17 protein-coding genes are annotated in these 14715 nt (G+C 40.0%); 15 read left to right on the top strand and 2 right to left on the bottom strand.

Annotated elements, in window-relative coordinates; translation table 11 throughout:
* Positions 1-28 precede the first annotated feature (28 nt).
* Entirely contained in the window at positions 29-721 is a 693-nt protein-coding gene (locus tag IGM13_RS12700) for a WxL domain-containing protein (RefSeq protein ID WP_002419623.1), read from the top strand.
* A gap of 94 nt (positions 722-815) precedes the next feature.
* The gene (locus IGM13_RS12695) at positions 816-1535 is read left to right on the top strand and encodes a WxL domain-containing protein (protein ID WP_002419622.1); all 720 of its coding nucleotides are present in this window, start codon (positions 816-818) and stop codon (positions 1533-1535) included.
* 40 nt (positions 1536-1575) lie between these two features.
* Here IGM13_RS12695 and mscL read toward each other — a convergent pair whose 3' ends face one another.
* Entirely contained in the window at positions 1576-2025 is a 450-nt protein-coding gene (gene mscL / locus IGM13_RS12690; protein WP_002354883.1) for a large conductance mechanosensitive channel protein MscL, read from the bottom strand.
* A 208-nt stretch (positions 2026-2233) separates the two neighbouring features.
* Here mscL and yfmF point away from each other — a divergent pair, with 208 nt between their 5' ends.
* The 6 genes from yfmF to IGM13_RS12660 all read left to right on the top strand — a co-directional run bounded on the left by yfmF (position 2234) and on the right by IGM13_RS12660 (position 7426).
* Positions 2234-3502: an EF-P 5-aminopentanol modification-associated protein YfmF gene (gene yfmF / locus IGM13_RS12685; RefSeq protein WP_002419619.1), complete on the top strand. Its 1269-nt coding sequence runs from the start codon at positions 2234-2236 to the stop codon at positions 3500-3502.
* Positions 3495-4799, top strand: coding sequence for an EF-P 5-aminopentanol modification-associated protein YfmH (gene yfmH, locus IGM13_RS12680; RefSeq protein ID WP_002419618.1), 1305 nt, complete (start codon positions 3495-3497; stop codon positions 4797-4799). The genes yfmF and yfmH overlap by 8 nt, the downstream gene beginning before the upstream one ends.
* Positions 4800-4966: 167 nt before the next feature.
* Complete coding sequence (locus IGM13_RS12675) at positions 4967-5833, top strand: RodZ domain-containing protein (protein ID WP_002419616.1); 867 nt, start codon at positions 4967-4969, stop codon at positions 5831-5833.
* 126 nt (positions 5834-5959) lie between these two features.
* Positions 5960-6172 (top strand): hypothetical protein, encoded by a 213-nt coding sequence (locus IGM13_RS12670; protein WP_002383222.1) that lies wholly within the window; start codon positions 5960-5962, stop codon positions 6170-6172.
* A gap of 98 nt (positions 6173-6270) precedes the next feature.
* Positions 6271-6849 carry a CDP-diacylglycerol--glycerol-3-phosphate 3-phosphatidyltransferase gene (gene pgsA, locus IGM13_RS12665; protein WP_002365382.1) on the top strand — a complete coding sequence of 193 codons (579 nt, stop codon included), beginning with the start codon at positions 6271-6273 and terminating at the stop codon, positions 6847-6849.
* Between the two features lie 160 nt (positions 6850-7009).
* A complete protein-coding gene (locus IGM13_RS12660; RefSeq protein WP_025188648.1) occupies positions 7010-7426 on the top strand; it encodes a hypothetical protein in 417 nt (138 codons plus the stop codon).
* A gap of 147 nt (positions 7427-7573) precedes the next feature.
* On the opposite strand, the gene IGM13_RS12655 is transcribed toward IGM13_RS12660, so the two are convergent.
* Positions 7574-8461: a MurR/RpiR family transcriptional regulator gene (locus IGM13_RS12655; protein WP_002383224.1), complete on the bottom strand. Its 888-nt coding sequence runs from the start codon at positions 8459-8461 to the stop codon at positions 7574-7576.
* 373 nt (positions 8462-8834) lie between these two features.
* Between IGM13_RS12655 and gnd the strand changes: the two genes are divergently transcribed.
* The 7 genes from gnd to IGM13_RS12620 all read left to right on the top strand — a co-directional run bounded on the left by gnd (position 8835) and on the right by IGM13_RS12620 (position 14702).
* Positions 8835-9770, top strand: coding sequence for a phosphogluconate dehydrogenase (NAD(+)-dependent, decarboxylating) (gene gnd / locus IGM13_RS12650; protein ID WP_002378821.1), 936 nt, complete (start codon positions 8835-8837; stop codon positions 9768-9770).
* Positions 9771-9782: 12 nt separating this feature from the next.
* A complete protein-coding gene (locus tag IGM13_RS12645) occupies positions 9783-10784 on the top strand; it encodes a D-isomer specific 2-hydroxyacid dehydrogenase family protein (protein WP_002383226.1) in 1002 nt (333 codons plus the stop codon).
* A gap of 14 nt (positions 10785-10798) precedes the next feature.
* Positions 10799-11902, top strand: a complete 1104-nt coding sequence (locus tag IGM13_RS12640) for an iron-containing alcohol dehydrogenase family protein (protein WP_002419614.1) — start codon at positions 10799-10801, stop codon at positions 11900-11902.
* A gap of 12 nt (positions 11903-11914) precedes the next feature.
* Positions 11915-12751 carry a PTS mannose/fructose/sorbose/N-acetylgalactosamine transporter subunit IIC gene (locus IGM13_RS12635; RefSeq protein WP_002372794.1) on the top strand — a complete coding sequence of 279 codons (837 nt, stop codon included), beginning with the start codon at positions 11915-11917 and terminating at the stop codon, positions 12749-12751.
* Positions 12752-12771: 20 nt separating this feature from the next.
* Positions 12772-13644, top strand: coding sequence for a PTS system mannose/fructose/sorbose family transporter subunit IID (locus tag IGM13_RS12630; RefSeq protein ID WP_002354903.1), 873 nt, complete (start codon positions 12772-12774; stop codon positions 13642-13644).
* Between the two features lie 21 nt (positions 13645-13665).
* Positions 13666-14172, top strand: coding sequence for a PTS system mannose/fructose/N-acetylgalactosamine-transporter subunit IIB (locus IGM13_RS12625; RefSeq protein ID WP_002354904.1), 507 nt, complete (start codon positions 13666-13668; stop codon positions 14170-14172).
* A 77-nt stretch (positions 14173-14249) separates the two neighbouring features.
* Positions 14250-14702 carry a PTS sugar transporter subunit IIA gene (locus tag IGM13_RS12620; protein ID WP_002354905.1) on the top strand — a complete coding sequence of 151 codons (453 nt, stop codon included), beginning with the start codon at positions 14250-14252 and terminating at the stop codon, positions 14700-14702.
* The last annotated feature ends 13 nt before the right edge of the window (positions 14703-14715 follow it).

The following is a 14715-nucleotide window of genomic DNA, read 5'->3' as shown; positions in this document are numbered from 1 at the left end:
AATCAATAAAAAAAGAGAGGTATGTAAAATGAAAAAGAAATTACTCGCAAGTTTGTTGGTAAGTAGCGCAGTGGTTGGTGCTAGTTTGGCACCGCTTTCGGCACAGGCCGTGACGACTGGGAATACGCCAGTGCAGGTGGAGTTTGGTGGAGGGAAGTTGCCAGATGGGAAATCAGATGGGAATAGTACAGTAAGACCTGACCCGGGTGCTACAAACACTGATTTTGATTTGCTTTATATTCCTGAAATGATTTCGTTTCAGAAAAAAATGATATCTGATGATTTATCTGCAATTTATTCTGTCTCCGAAACTCGCTATGGAGTAGGTGATTTAAGAGGGACGAAAGAGGGCTGGCATGTTACTGCCACAATTCCTGAAATGACTAACGGTGAAGATACCTTGACAGGCGAATTCTCTTTTGCTCAATCAGGCTTTGTTTTAACTTATTATGAAGCATCAAATAAATTTTCTGTAGTAGGAGGGGGAGGGGATGTTTTTACGAATAATCCTGCTGCTCCTGACTTTCTAGCTACCAGTAGTATTAGAATTGGCGGTGGTGCCGCATTAGTGGGGAATGCTGTTAGTGGAAAAGGTCAAGGAATTTGGTCTTCTTATATGACTAGCAAATATTTAAACATCACGACCCCTTACCAACAACTCAAAGCAGGTACCTATACAGGTAATATCACCTGGAACCTTGTCGCAGGACCATCAATTTAAACGTAAACAGGTAAACAATAACGGGCGGAAGGAGCTGTTTAAATGGTCTTCCGTCCGTTATTAAACAATCAATAAAAAAAGAGAGGTATGTAAAATGAAAAAGAAATTACTCGCAAGCTTGTTGGTAAGTAGCGCAGTGGTTGGTGCTAGTTTAGCACCGCTTTCGGCACAGGCTGTGACGACTGGGAATACGCCAGTGCAGGTGGAGCTTGGTGGGGGAACGTTGCCAGATGGTGGCGGGATTCCGAATGCAGTAAGACCTGATCCAGATGCTACAAATAGCAACTTTGATTTACTATTTATTCCTAGAGAATTTGATTTTGGCAAATTATCGATTTCGGATGATTTAACTAAACCGATTCCTAATAAAGCAGATAAAGAGAGTAGCGGAACCATATATACAGAAAGCGTGGGTGTAGGCGATATACGAGGAACCAAAGAAGGTTGGCACCTGACTGCTCAATCCACGGGCATGAAGCTAGGTAATGAGAATTTAGAAGGCAGTATCACAACTAGTGGAATTAATTTGTATCCATTAATTTATAATGAGGAAACTAAAACGTATGATTATCAATCCTCTAGTCTTGTCGACCCAGTGTCCAAACCTGAAATTGTGAATGCAAAATCTTTTTCAATTCCTTTAGGCGGAGATGCCGCACTTTTTGCGAATGCCACGGCAGGAAAAGGGCAAGGCTTGTGGCATTTTTCAATGTTTGGTGCATCATTAAACATCACGACCCCTTACCAACAACTCAAAGCGGGGAACTACACAGGTAACATTACTTGGAACCTCGTCGCAGGACCATCTATCTAAGACCAAACAAAAAAGTCATCCCTTTAGGATGACTTTTTGCTTATTTCTCTGTGAAAGTGCTGTCTGTTTTGACAGTTTCAGCAGGCGGTGTTTGTGCCGCTAATAAGTCGCGAATTTCTTTTAAGTAATCTTCGCTCGTTGGTACCACTTCTTCTTCTGCCGCTTCTTCTTTTTTGCCACGGTTTTTCATTTTGTTAGCCGCTTTGACAATCAAGAAGAGGACGAAGGCCGTAATTAAAAATGTAATAAGTGCACTAATCACGCTACCAATATTGAATTCAACGCCTTCGACTTTATAAACAAGGGCACCCAATGCATCGTCGGCACTCTTTTTCCCAGTCGTCAAGACAAAAATCAGACTAATTAACGGGGTAATCAAGCCTTCCACCACTTGTGTCACAATCGCTGTAAACGCACTACCAATGACAACACCAACGGCTAGGTCTAAGACACTCCCGCGCATGATAAACTCTTTAAATTCTTTAATCATTCTTTTTTCCCTCCTCACTTTAAAAACAGTATACCGAATCTTCTTGAAAATTTGAACTGAAAAACTCTTATCATTCAGAAAGCACCTGAAGCTGTGTTATAATAGAGCTATTGGAAAAAACATTAAAAAATGCTTTAGAATTTACGCGATACATATATTTCACAGCATTCTTTAGGTAAGATGAAGCAAATGAAGGAGCGATGCGGCAATGTCTGTTCAATTAGTTAAAGGCGTGAATTTACACGTCATTCCTACAGAAAAATATAAAACGGTGCGTCTTTTAGTCCGCTTTAATACACGATTAAATCATGAAACCATTACAAAAAGAACGCTGTTGTCCAGTTTAATGGAAACCAACAGCTTGAATTACCCGAATCAAGTCAAGTTAAGTGAGCGTTTGGCGGAACTTTACGGCGCCAGCTTTGGGATTGGCGTTTCCAAAAAAGGCAATCAACATTGGTTTAATATTTCTATGAACATTGTCAATGATCATTATTTACAGGATAGTCAGGTTCTCGCCGAAGCGGTGGACTTTTTGAAGGAAATTATTTTTGCCCCCAATATTCAAGCGGGCCAATTTGAGGCGGAAACCTTCCAACGGGAGAAAGAGAACTTGAAAGCGTACTTGGAAAGTATTGTGGAGGATAAGCAAACCTATGCCTCTTTGGCGCTTCAAAGTGTCTATTTCAATCAATCGGAGGATCAAAAAATCCCTAGTTTCGGGACCGTTGCGGCGTTAGCTGAGGAAACAGCGTCGTCATTAGCGGCATATTATCAAAAAATGCTGGCGGAAGATCAAGTGGATATTTTTGTTTTAGGCGATGTCAATGAGGCGGAGCTAGTGCCGTTATTCAAGCAATTACCATTTACGCCTCGTGAAGAAGGCAAAGCCGCGATTTTCTACAATCAACCAATTCGCAATGTGATTGAAGAGCGGACCGAGCGTGAGGTGCTAGCCCAATCGAAATTAAACTTGGCTTACAACACGGATATTTATTATGGCGATAGCTATTATTTTGCGTTGCAAGTGTTTAATGGAATTTTTGGCGGTTTCCCGCATTCTAAATTATTTATGAATGTCCGTGAGAAAGAGCATTTAGCGTATTATGCTTCTAGTAGTATCGACACCTTCCGTGGCTTCATGACGGTTCAAACAGGAATCGATGGCAAAAATCGGAATCAGGTCTTGCGTTTGATTTCGACAGAATTGGAAAATATTCGCTTAGGTAAGATTAGCGAATTAGAAATTGAACAAACGAAAGCAATGTTAAAAAATCAGTATATCTTAGCGTTAGATAATGCAGGCGCGTGGCTGGAAAAAGAATACTTGAACGAATTAATGCCGCAGACGATGCTGACGGCGGAGGAATGGATTGCGCGGATCAATGCCGTGACCATTTCAGAAATCCAAGAAGTAGCCAAGCGCTTGGAACTTCAAGCGATCTTCTTTTTGGAAGGAGAAACGGAAAATGATTAAAAAAGACTATGCACAAATTAAAGAAACATTGTATACAGAAACACTGGCGAATGGGTTAAAGGTTTACCTATTACCGAAAAATGATTTCCAAAAAACGTATGGCTTGTTTACGACCGATTATGGTTCAATTGACAACACGTTCGTGCCAATTGGTCAAGAGGAAATGATTGAAGTGCCTGACGGAATCGCCCACTTTTTAGAACATAAAATGTTTGAAAAAGAAGATGGCGATGTCTTCCAAAAATTTGGGCAACAAGGGGCTTCAGCGAATGCCTTTACCAGTTTTACGAAAACGAGTTATTTGTTTTCAACGACGGATCAAGTGACACAAAATCTAGAAACGTTGCTTGATTTTGTGCAATCGCCGTATTTCACGAAGGAAACGGTCGAAAAAGAAAAAGGCATCATCGGACAAGAAATTCAAATGTATTTAGATGATCCTAACTGGCGCTTGTTCTTTGGGATTTTAGGCAACCTTTATCCGAAACATCCATTGCACATTGATATTGCCGGCACAGTGGCAAGTATTGCGGAGATTACCGCAGAGGATTTGTATACATGTTACAATACGTTTTATCATCCAAGTAATATGACCTTATTCGTGGTAGGGAAAATGGACCCTGAAGCGTTAATGGCCTTCATTCGTGAAAACCAAGCGGCGAAAGAGTTTCCTGCCGCCCAACCTATTCGTCGGCATTTTCCTGAAGAAACAGCTGCTGACATTGTCAAAGAGAGCGCCATTGAAATGGCGGTCACACGGGCAAAAGTGCTTGTTGGTTTGAAAGGCTTAGATGAAGTGCCAACAACGGGTCGTGACTTAATGAAATATCAAGTCACCGTGAATTTGTTGTTACAATTATTGTTTGGTAATACCTCTCAAAACTATTTGGCTCTTTATGATGAAGGCTTGTTAGATGATAGTTTTAGTTATGACTTTAATTTAGATCGCAGTTTCCATTTCGCGGATATTGGCGGCGATAGTGAGCAACCAGAAATCTTAGCAGAACGAATTGAAGCTATTTTATTATCTGCCACAACAAGTCCAGAATTAACGGAAGAAAATTTGTCCTTATTGAAGAAAAAAATGATTGGTAAATATTTCCAATCCTTAAACTCTTTAGAGTATATCGCCAACCAATTTTCACAATCATTGTTTGGGGAAACCACGCTGTTTGATAAGATTGAAGTCATTGAAAGCATTCAATTAGCCGACGTCCGCCAAGTAGCAGAGACCTTTATTCGTGAAGAAGGATTGAGCCGTTTCTACATGTATCCTAAAGGAGAAACCGAGCAATAAACCAACTGTTTAAGAAAAAGAAAAATCTTTGAAATCTTTCAATTTTGTTATCCTCAGTTGGCTTCTTTTGTGGTATTCTTAAAGGACGGGAATGTTTTCCTTGGCAATTGAAAAAGACTGATGAGACAATCGATAAATTAACAAAATAGACTGGAGAAGATGGACGAGTGGCCAGCGTAAATATTGGAGAAACACTAAAAGAAGCAAGATTGCAGAAGAACATCTCAATTGATGAACTGCAACAAATGACAAAAATTCAAAAAAGATATTTAGAAATTATTGAACAAAACGATTTTGAGTCCTTACCAGGCACCTTTTATGTGCGGGCGTTTATCCGCCAATATGCAAGTGCGGTCGGCTTAGATGGCAATCAATTGGTAGATATCTATGATGGCAAAGAGCCAGCAATTGTCGAAGAACCCAAGCCAGTGTATGAAGAGCTTGAAGGATCACGTAAGCAATTGCATGACGAAGAAAAGCAATCCAGTTGGTTACTGCGGAACTTACCAGCCATTGCCTTTTCGTTAATTGGTTTAGCCATTGCGGTCGTAGTGCTGTATATTATGTGGCAAGATCAAAAAGCCGAACCGATTATTCAAACACCGGCAACTAGTGCCAGTGTAGAAAAAACCAAAGAATCAAGTCAAGCCCCAGAAAGTAGCACACAAAGTAGTACACCGCCGTCTTCTTCAAGCGAACCAGAGAAGAAAACAGCTGTGGCTGTGGTGAGTGATGCCAACAATCAAGTAACTGCAACGGTTAAAGATGCGAATAGTCCAATCAACATTACCTTTAAAGGGACTGAAGGCTCTTGCTGGATTGGCGTGATGGTCGATGGCAACTATACGTACCAACACACCCTGCAAGCAGGAGAGACCCAAACAACAGCTTTACCTGCAAATGCCGCCAATGCAACACTGATTCTAGGCGCCTCAAATAACGTCGCCATCCAAGTCGATGGCGCCGATTTAACACTGGAAAAAACGCCAGTTTTAATTCGTAAGGATGTTACATTAGGGATTACGTATCGTTAGAAATGATGTAAGAAGAATCTGGAAAAACCGTCAAACGGCAATTATTCCAGATTCTTTTCTTTTTATAATTAACAGCGAATAGTTAAAAAAGACGACAATAATAATTCAAGAGAGAAGGGGATATCAATGCTTAAAATAGTTAATAAAAAATTTAATCTTATCACCATATTTTCAATCGCTCTTTTGGTCATAGGCTTCTTGATTGTTGGCTTACAACTGTATTTCTACTTTATCTATGGTTCTAAATTTTTAGACAGTATCACATTGATTGGAATGATTAATTTCGGTTTAGGCTATTACCAGCTCTTTTTAAAAAAAGGCAAGAATATTTCTGAATAAACGGTCAAACGGCAATTATTCCAGATTCTTTTCTTTTTTTCGTGACACTGCCAGCAAGATAACGTAAAATAGAACAGGAGAAGGAAGGGGCAATTGAAGTGAATTTACCAAATAAATTAACAGTTTTAAGAATATTTATGATTCCGATTTTTATTATTATTGTGTCGGTGCCGATGGACTGGGGAACGATTAGTTTTGGCGACACAACGTTAGCCGTTACCCAATTAGTGGGCGCGATTATTTTTGCAGTTGCTAGTTTTACAGACTGGTTGGATGGCAAAATTGCCCGTGCGCAAGGCTTGGTGACGAACTTCGGAAAATTTGCGGACCCATTAGCGGACAAAATGCTAGTGATGACCGCTTTTATCGTCTTAGTTGGTCAAGGCAAAGTACCCGCTTGGATTGTAGCAATTATTGTTTGTCGTGAATTGGCAGTAACTGGTTTACGGTTGTTATTAGTCGAACATGGCGAAGTAATGGCAGCAGCTTGGCCGGGAAAAGTAAAAACAGCTACCCAAATGGTTGCAATTATTTTACTATTCATTAACAACATTCCATTTTCAGCACTCCATCTACCACTAGATCAAATCATGCTATATGCCTGCTTGATTTTCACCATTTACTCTGGTGTTGATTATTTTGCTAAGAATAAAGATGTTTTTAAAGGTTCGATGTAAAGAGAGAATCAAAACGCTTGGCTTGTGCCAAGCGTTTTTTTAGTATTCATGATTGAATGGACAAATAAACTGTGCTTGTTTAAAGGGAACAAGGAAGGGTACACTGCTTTAATGACCGATAGCTTTTCAGCGCTATGGAATGGAACAGGAGGAGATAATTATGAAAAAAATCGGGTATCTTTGTTGTATTATTTTGTTCATATTTTTAACGGGGTGTAGTCATAATGAAAAAGAAAGCGGACATCTTTTAGATAACAATTCGTTTCCATTGATACTTACCACGATCACTGAACAGGAAGAAGACCTAACAAAAGGTTCAATTTTTTTTAATAAGGATAAAACCATGACGTTTGAAAAAGAATATTTGGTTAATCCAAATAATGAAGACACACTAAAAACAAGTAGAACAGAAAAAGAGGTGTATCAAAATATTAAAATAAAAGAAAATAGAGATAGTTATGAAATTACTGGTCAGTTGGACAAGAAAACGAACACAATAACGTTTAAAAAAGTTGATAAAGGAAAACGTCTATCTGATGCAGAAGGAAATGTGTATGGCGATTTCGGTGGTAAATAGAAAAATGGTCAGAAGTTTTAAAGGGCAAATATAATACAATTCCGTTTTAATTGAAACTAGATATTTTAACAATTGGCTGCCGCTTAATTAGTATTTCAATGTGAGATACTAGTTAAGCGGCAGCCAATTTTTGTCACCGACTTTCCTTTACGACAAATAATGCGGATCGGTCTTAGTCGTGCTAATGTTATCACGGATTTTTTTCAAGGAATCGGCATTTTGATCAAAATTGTGATACATCGTATTTGTGTATAAAATATCCATTACCGTTAAGTAACTAATCCGTGAAGCCAAGGATTCCGCACGAAACAAGCCTTCTTCGGTGACGACAATAATTGCTTCGTCGGACAAGCCTGCCAACTCTGAACCGCTGTTACCAGTTAACGTAATCATTTTTGCGTTGGTTTTTTTAACTTGTCGTGCTAGGTTGATTGATTCTTTAGTTTTGCCTGAATGGGAAAAAATAAACACACAATCTTCACTGGTTAATTTTGTGACAAAACTTAACTGCATGTGGTAATCAAAAATGTAGTTGCACCGATAGTTAGTCCGAATGAATTTATGGAAACTATCAAAAGCCACAATCGAGGAGCCGCCTTGCCCAAAAAAATGAAGCGTTTTGGCAGAGTACATCAAAGCCAACACGTTATCTAACAGCTCTTTTGTTAAGAACTGTGTGGCGTTACTGAGGGAATAAATATTGGCTTGTAAGACTTTTTTAGCAATCGTAATACTATCATCATCTGGTGAAATATCATCGGCGCCATTCACGCTATTGACGTTTTGAAAAGTCGGCTGATAATTAGAATTTCTGGCGATATCAATTTTAAATTCTTGGAACCCAGAATAGCCAATCTTTTTTACAAATTGATACACGGAAGATTGGGAGACGCCAATTTCGTTGGCCAGACTTTCTAACGTCATTTGTGTCAATAATGATTCAGAATGAACAAAGTAATCGGAAATTTTCTTTTCTGTGAGGCTCAAATTCGGTTTTTTGATCCGAATCCGTTGATCCAAATAGTGGTTTTTCATTAACACGTTCCTCCAATCTTATTTTTTAAAATAGAATGAATGCCTTTTCATTGTTGGTATAGACTGATTATAGTGGAAAAAGAGGACAAATACAATTTCTCTTTTTCTCCACAAAAAAGAAATTCTTTAAAAAAAGCCAAAAAAAATAAATAATCTTTTTTCTGAAAAATGAAGGGGTCTTGAAAAGACTTCTCACAACTAAAGAAAGTAGCCAGTAAAAAGAACGTGATACCAAGAGATTTACTTGTGTTTTTTGTATGAAAGCTCCTTAAAAATAAAAACGTTTTACCTTTTGAGTAGGCAAGATTTTTGCTAAAAAATAAAAAATATTTTTTAATTAGTGTAATCGTTTACATTATTTTTTTTATCCTTTATGATTGAAGTATCAAAAGAGGCAGGTGAAAGAAAAATGGACATTGGCTTTATTGGACTTGGGAAAATGGGTTTGAACATGGCATTAAATGTTCACGAACAAGGCTGGCCCATTATTGGCTTTGATGTGACAAAGGAAGCAAGAGCGACTGCTAGAGAACAGGGGCTTTCCGTTGTAGATTCGTTGTCAGAATTATTGAAAGCGCTTAACAAAAGGAAGGTGATTTTTTTAAGTACCCCCGCTGGTCAGATTACCAATCAATTAGTGGCAGAATTGGTAGAGCAATTAGCACCAGAGGATATCATTGTGGATAGTGGCAATTCAAATTTTCATGATAGTGTCGCGAATGCTCAGCTTGCTAAGGAAAAAGGAATTTATTTTATTGATTGTGGTACTTCTGGTGGCATCAAAGGAGCGCGGGAAGGAGCGTGTTTAATGGTTGGCGGTGCGCCTGAAGCTGTCAAAGTGTTAACCCCATTTTTTGAAGATTTAGCTTGTGAACAAGGATATCTTTATGCTGGGAAATCAGGAGCTGGTCACTATTTGAAAATGGTGCATAACGGGATTGAGTACGTCATGATGCAAGCCATGGGCGAAGGATTCAATTTATTAGAAGCCGCCGAATATGATTTTGCGTTGGAGAAAGTAGCCGATGTGTGGAATCACGGCTCGATTATTGAAGCTCGCTTGATGGGCTTAGCGAAAGAGGTTTTTGCAGAAAATCCTACGTTAGCCAATTTAGAAGGGAAAGTTGCAGCAAATGGCGAAGCCAAATGGATGATTGAAGAAGCATTGCGTTTGGAGATGCCCGTCCCAACGACAGCGTTGTCCTTATTTACTCGAAATGAAAGTATGCTAGCAAATCATTTTTCAAACAAAGTGGTCGCTTCTTTGCGACAAGGATTTGGCGGGCATGAAGTCGTAAAAAGTCAGTAAAGGAGTTTAGTCATGTTAAAAAAACAAAAAATTGCCATAGTGAATTCCAGTAGTTTTGGTCAAATTTTTCCTGAACACTTGACGCGCTTAGAAAAAATAGGCACCGTGAAGCATTTTACAGTCGACAGTGAAATTGGTGGCAAAGAGTTAGCGGAATGTTTACAAGGATATACGATTATTATTGCTAGCGTGACGCCATTTTTCACGAAAGAATTTTTTGAACATAAAGATGAATTATTGCTGATTTCTCGCCATGGTATTGGGTATAACAACATCGATTTAGACGCTGCAAAACAGCATGACACAATTGTTTCCATCATACCAGCTTTAGTAGAACGAGATGCCGTGGCGGAAAACAATGTCACAAATTTACTAGCTGTTTTACGGCAAACCGTGGCTGCAGATGCCAGCGTTAAAGCAGATCAATGGGAAAAACGAGCGAATTTTGTCGGTCGGACGTTATTTAACAAAACTGTGGGTGTCATTGGTGTTGGGAACACAGGAAGTTGTGTCGTTGAGACGTTACGAAACGGATTTCGCTGTGACGTGTTAGCGTATGATCCCTATAAATCCGCCACTTATCTGCAAAGTTATGGAGCCAAAAAAGTAGACTTAGATACGTTGCTAGCTTCAGCTGACATCATTTGTTTATGTGCCAATTTAACTGAAGAAAGTTATCACATGATTGGCTCGGCGGAAATTGCCAAGATGAAAGACGGCGTCTATCTTTCCAATAGCGCACGAGGCGCCTTGATTGATGAAGAAGCCATGATTGTCGGCTTACAATCGGGCAAAATTGCTGGGCTTGGGACAGATGTTTTAGAAGAGGAACCAGGTCGGAAAAATCATCCTTATCTTGCGTTTGAAAATGTAGTAATGACGCCGCACACCTCCGCTTATACCAGGGAATGCCTGCAAGCGATGGGAGAAAAATGCGTGCAAGATGTGGAAGACGTGGTGCAAGGTATTTTACCTCAACGGGCAGTGCAAGAAGTCAGTCGTTACGTTAGTTAAGAAGGAGGAGGAGCATGTTAACTGATTTAAAAGTGAAAGTTGGACCGCAATTTTATCGTTACCACGAAGGCGCCTTAGCTTCGGTGCCGTCACTTTTCAAGGAATATCACGCCCAACGAATTTTGGTGGTGCATGGCACCGTATCCTTTGAAAAAGCTCAGCCATTTTTACCATTCTTGGCAGATTCAGAGTATCAATTCTTCTATCACACTTACACAGGAGAATGTAGTTATTTTGGCGCCGAACAAATTTCACAGCAAATAAAGGAACACCAGATTGACTTTCTTCTGGGAGTCGGCGGCGGTAAGTTAGCCGATTTAGTGGGCTACAGCGCCCATTTAAACAATCTGAATTTTGGCTTGGTCCCCACTTTGGCTAGTAACTGTGCGCCGTGGACACCGTTAGCTGTGATGTATCAAGAAAATGGCGCGGCCGAAGGCAAAACGGAACATTTCTTTCGCCAAGCTGCGTTTTTAATCACCGATCCTAAGTTGCTTCTTGATGCACCCCGTGATTATTTTGTCGCTGGTTTAGCTGATACGTTAGCGAAATGGTATGAATCAGAGACCATTTTACGCCAAGCCCATTTGCAAGGGGAACCCTTTTTACAATTAGCGGGAGCGACCGCCAAGCTTTCGCAAGAAGCGATTATGCGGGACTCAAAAGCAGCCTTAGCAGCGATGGACGAGGGCAAACTCACGCCTGAATTTGTCCATCTTTCAGAAATTGTTTTCGCCGTTTCCGGATTAGTCGGCGGCTTCGGCGACAAATACGCCCGCAATGCAGCAGCACACGCCATGCATGATGCTATGAGTAAATTTTTACCAAAAAGTCATGACTATTTACATGGCGAAAAAGTAGCTTACGGCATCTTCTATCAATTAGCATTGGAAAAAAGGTGGGCCATCATAGACGCATTAATCCCTTTTTATCAAGAGCTAAACTTGCCCATGTCGTTACGAGAAATGGGCCTTTACCCAGAAGAAGCAGTACTCGATGCAATGGTTCAATTTATTGATTCAAAAGAAAAGGTTCATTTAATTCCTATTGAGATTTCGGAAGAACGTTTACGTCAAGGGATTGAAGAGCTAGAAAAGTATATCCAAAACCAAGGATAAGAAGGAGGAACTATGGAAACGTTAAGTGTTTTACAAAGTTTGATAATGGCGCTTTGGGTGGCGGCAATTATGTCCAGATGGCTTGGAGGAGGAGCAACGTTAACGTTGCGTTTCTCGCCCTTAATGACAGGGTTAGTAGCAGGTTTAGTGATGGGCGATGTCCCGAAAGCGATGATTGTCACCGCAGCATTACAAATGATTTACATGGGTGTTTTTTCACCAGGTGGCTCTATGCCAGCAGAACCATCAATTGCGGCAGCGATTGCTGTGCCAGTTGCGTTGCTAGGGAATTTGAAGCCGGAAGCGGCTATCGCCGTAGCGGTTCCTGTCGGTCTTTTAGGAAGTTATTTATATCAATTCCGTTTCTTTATTAACACGTTTTTAGGGAAGTATACCGATCGTGCGGTGGCTGAACTAAATTCTAAAAAAATTGCCCGCTCAATTATCTGGTATCCAACGATTGCCTCATTTATTTTATTCGTTCCATTAGTCTTTTTTGCTCTTTATCTAGGGGCACCAGTCATTGCCGATATTATTAAAGCATTAGAAGGAACCGTTGTGATTCACGTGTTAGAAGTAGTCGGTGGTGGTTTAGCCGCAATTGGGATTGCGACAACGGTCTATGTCATTGGTCGAAAAGATTTCTTGGTTTTCTTTTTCCTTGCATACTTCATGAGTATCGTCTTTAAGTCATTGGAAATTACCATGGTAACGTATGCCATCTTTGGCGTAATTATTGCGTTAATTTTTGTGCAAGTCCAAAAAGGCAAACCTGTAGCAGAAAGTGCTAGTTCCGCCAGTGCCACCACTGATTTTGATGATGATGACGATTACGATGACGGGTTTTAAAAGAAAAAGGAGGAACTGAAATGACGGAAACAACAGAAAAAGTCGTGCCGAAAACAACGAATTTAGCACCAGAAGAAATTACCAATAAAGATGTTACAAAAGCCTATCTCCGTTGGCATTTTGCCAATGAAATTCCCCATTCCTTTGAACGTTACTTGGCGCCTTCGTTACTGTACGCAATGATGCCACTTTTAAAGAAATTATATAAAGACGATGAACAATTAAAAGCCGCTTATATGCGTCAACTGCTGTTTTTCAATACGCAATTAAGTTGGGGCGGCGGGGTCATTACTGGATTGATGGCTTCTATGGAACAAGAGCGGGCCAAAGAAGAACATGAAGGCCGCGAAATCATGATGCAAGATGATTTAATGTATAACACCAAAGCTGGCTTGATGGGCGCGTTAGCTGGAATTGGTGATGCGATTGACTCAGGTACGGTTCAATATATTTTTATTGCGATTGCGGTGCCGTGGGCGCAACAAGGTAGCGCATTAGGTGCGATTTTCCCCTTTGTCGCGTTTGCCCTTTATCAAGTACTGTTAGGTGTGTTCTTTGCGAGACAATCCTTTAAAATGGGGCGGAATGCCACAGGCTTAATGCAAAGTGCTGGGATTCAAAAAGCTATTGAAATGTTATCTGTTTTAGGGTTGTTCATGATGGGAATTTTAGCTGGTAATTATGTCAAAGTTTCTTCAACCCTTCAATTTAAACTTTCTGGCCGTGAGTTTGTGGTCCAAGATATCCTTGATCAGATTGTCCCAGGACTCTTGCCGCTAGCTGTCGTAATGGGCGTGTATTGGTTCTATACGAAAAAAGGCTTGAAAGTTACGCAAGCATTATTGTGGTTAACAGGTATCTTAATTGTCTTAGCAACAGTCGGTATTTTATAAAAAGAAAAGGACGTGAATCAGATGGGCGTAGTAAATTTAGCAAGAGTAGATGAACGATTAATTCATGGACAAGTGATGGTGACCTTGTCTCAAAAAAGTGGCGTTAATTCCATTTTCGTTGTCGATGAAGTGGTGGCAAAGGATAAATTTATGCGTGATTTATACAAAAGTGCAGGCAGTCGGACAGGACAAAAAACCATTGTCATTACGCCGGAAAAAGCCAAATTTTATTGGGATGAATACCAATTCAAAGAGTACAACTGTATTTTAATCGCTAAAACCGTCTCTGTAATTTATGACTTAGTAAAACACGGAGTCCCTATGAAGGAGTTAAACATCGGCGGTATTGCACAGAAGAATCCAGAAAAAGATTTATTAGTAACCAAATCAGTTTATTTAAACAAAGAAGATGCTGAAAAATTAAAAGAACTACATGAGGTGTATGGCGTAGAAGATATTTATTTCCAAGCAACGCCTTCTGCACCAAAAACTAGTTTAAAAGAGGTTTTAGGCAAATTTAATTTATAAAAAAGGCCAGTCGCTTGAGTCATTGCATGACTGTTTGAAGTAATGACTCAAGCCACTGAATTGAAGGAGGAACTTTTATGTTAGGGATTGTGATTGCTACACACGGTGCACTAAGTGACGGTGCGAAAGACGCAGCTACCGTGATTATGGGCGCAACCGAAAATATCGAAACCGTTAATCTAAATAGTGGAGACGATGTCCAAGCACTAGGCGGACAAATTAAAACAGCGATTGAGAACGTCCAACAAGGGGATGGCGTGTTGGTCATGGTTGACTTATTAAGTGCGAGTCCTTACAATCAGGCAGTTTTGGTGATTAACGAACTCGAACCAGCACTACAAAAGAAAATCTTTGTGGTGAGTGGTACCAACCTACCAATGGTCTTAGAAGCGATAAACCATCAATTATTAGGCACACCGATTGCTGAAGCGGCGCAAGCGATTGTTGCGCAAGGCAAAGAAAGTGTGCAAGCATGGGATATTTCTATGACTTCCTTTGAGGACGAAGAGGATGAGGACGATGATTTTTAAGAATGTAGTAAAG

The organism is Enterococcus sp. DIV0561 (genome assembly GCF_050539875.1).
GTDB classification, from domain to species: Bacteria; Bacillota; Bacilli; order Lactobacillales; family Enterococcaceae; genus Enterococcus; species Enterococcus faecalis.
Note: the sequence above shows the minus strand (reverse complement) of the source record. Positions and strands in the feature narration are given on the sequence as shown.

Coding starts and splice junctions, on each gene's coding strand:
- IGM13_RS12700 (WP_002419623.1), top strand. CDS start 29: ATGAAAAAGAAATTACTCGCAAGTTTGTTGGTAAGTAGCGCAGTGGTT.
- IGM13_RS12695 (WP_002419622.1), top strand. CDS start 816: ATGAAAAAGAAATTACTCGCAAGCTTGTTGGTAAGTAGCGCAGTGGTT.
- mscL (WP_002354883.1), bottom strand. CDS start 2,025: ATGATTAAAGAATTTAAAGAGTTTATCATGCGCGGGAGTGTCTTAGAC.
- yfmF (WP_002419619.1), top strand. CDS start 2,234: ATGTCTGTTCAATTAGTTAAAGGCGTGAATTTACACGTCATTCCTACA.
- yfmH (WP_002419618.1), top strand. CDS start 3,495: ATGATTAAAAAAGACTATGCACAAATTAAAGAAACATTGTATACAGAA.
- IGM13_RS12670 (WP_002383222.1), top strand. CDS start 5,960: ATGCTTAAAATAGTTAATAAAAAATTTAATCTTATCACCATATTTTCA.
- IGM13_RS12660 (WP_025188648.1), top strand. CDS start 7,010: ATGAAAAAAATCGGGTATCTTTGTTGTATTATTTTGTTCATATTTTTA.
- IGM13_RS12655 (WP_002383224.1), bottom strand. CDS start 8,461: ATGAAAAACCACTATTTGGATCAACGGATTCGGATCAAAAAACCGAAT.
- gnd (WP_002378821.1), top strand. CDS start 8,835: ATGATTGAAGTATCAAAAGAGGCAGGTGAAAGAAAAATGGACATTGGC.
- IGM13_RS12645 (WP_002383226.1), top strand. CDS start 9,783: ATGTTAAAAAAACAAAAAATTGCCATAGTGAATTCCAGTAGTTTTGGT.
- IGM13_RS12640 (WP_002419614.1), top strand. CDS start 10,799: ATGTTAACTGATTTAAAAGTGAAAGTTGGACCGCAATTTTATCGTTAC.
- IGM13_RS12635 (WP_002372794.1), top strand. CDS start 11,915: ATGGAAACGTTAAGTGTTTTACAAAGTTTGATAATGGCGCTTTGGGTG.
- IGM13_RS12630 (WP_002354903.1), top strand. CDS start 12,772: ATGACGGAAACAACAGAAAAAGTCGTGCCGAAAACAACGAATTTAGCA.
- IGM13_RS12625 (WP_002354904.1), top strand. CDS start 13,666: ATGGGCGTAGTAAATTTAGCAAGAGTAGATGAACGATTAATTCATGGA.
- IGM13_RS12620 (WP_002354905.1), top strand. CDS start 14,250: ATGTTAGGGATTGTGATTGCTACACACGGTGCACTAAGTGACGGTGCG.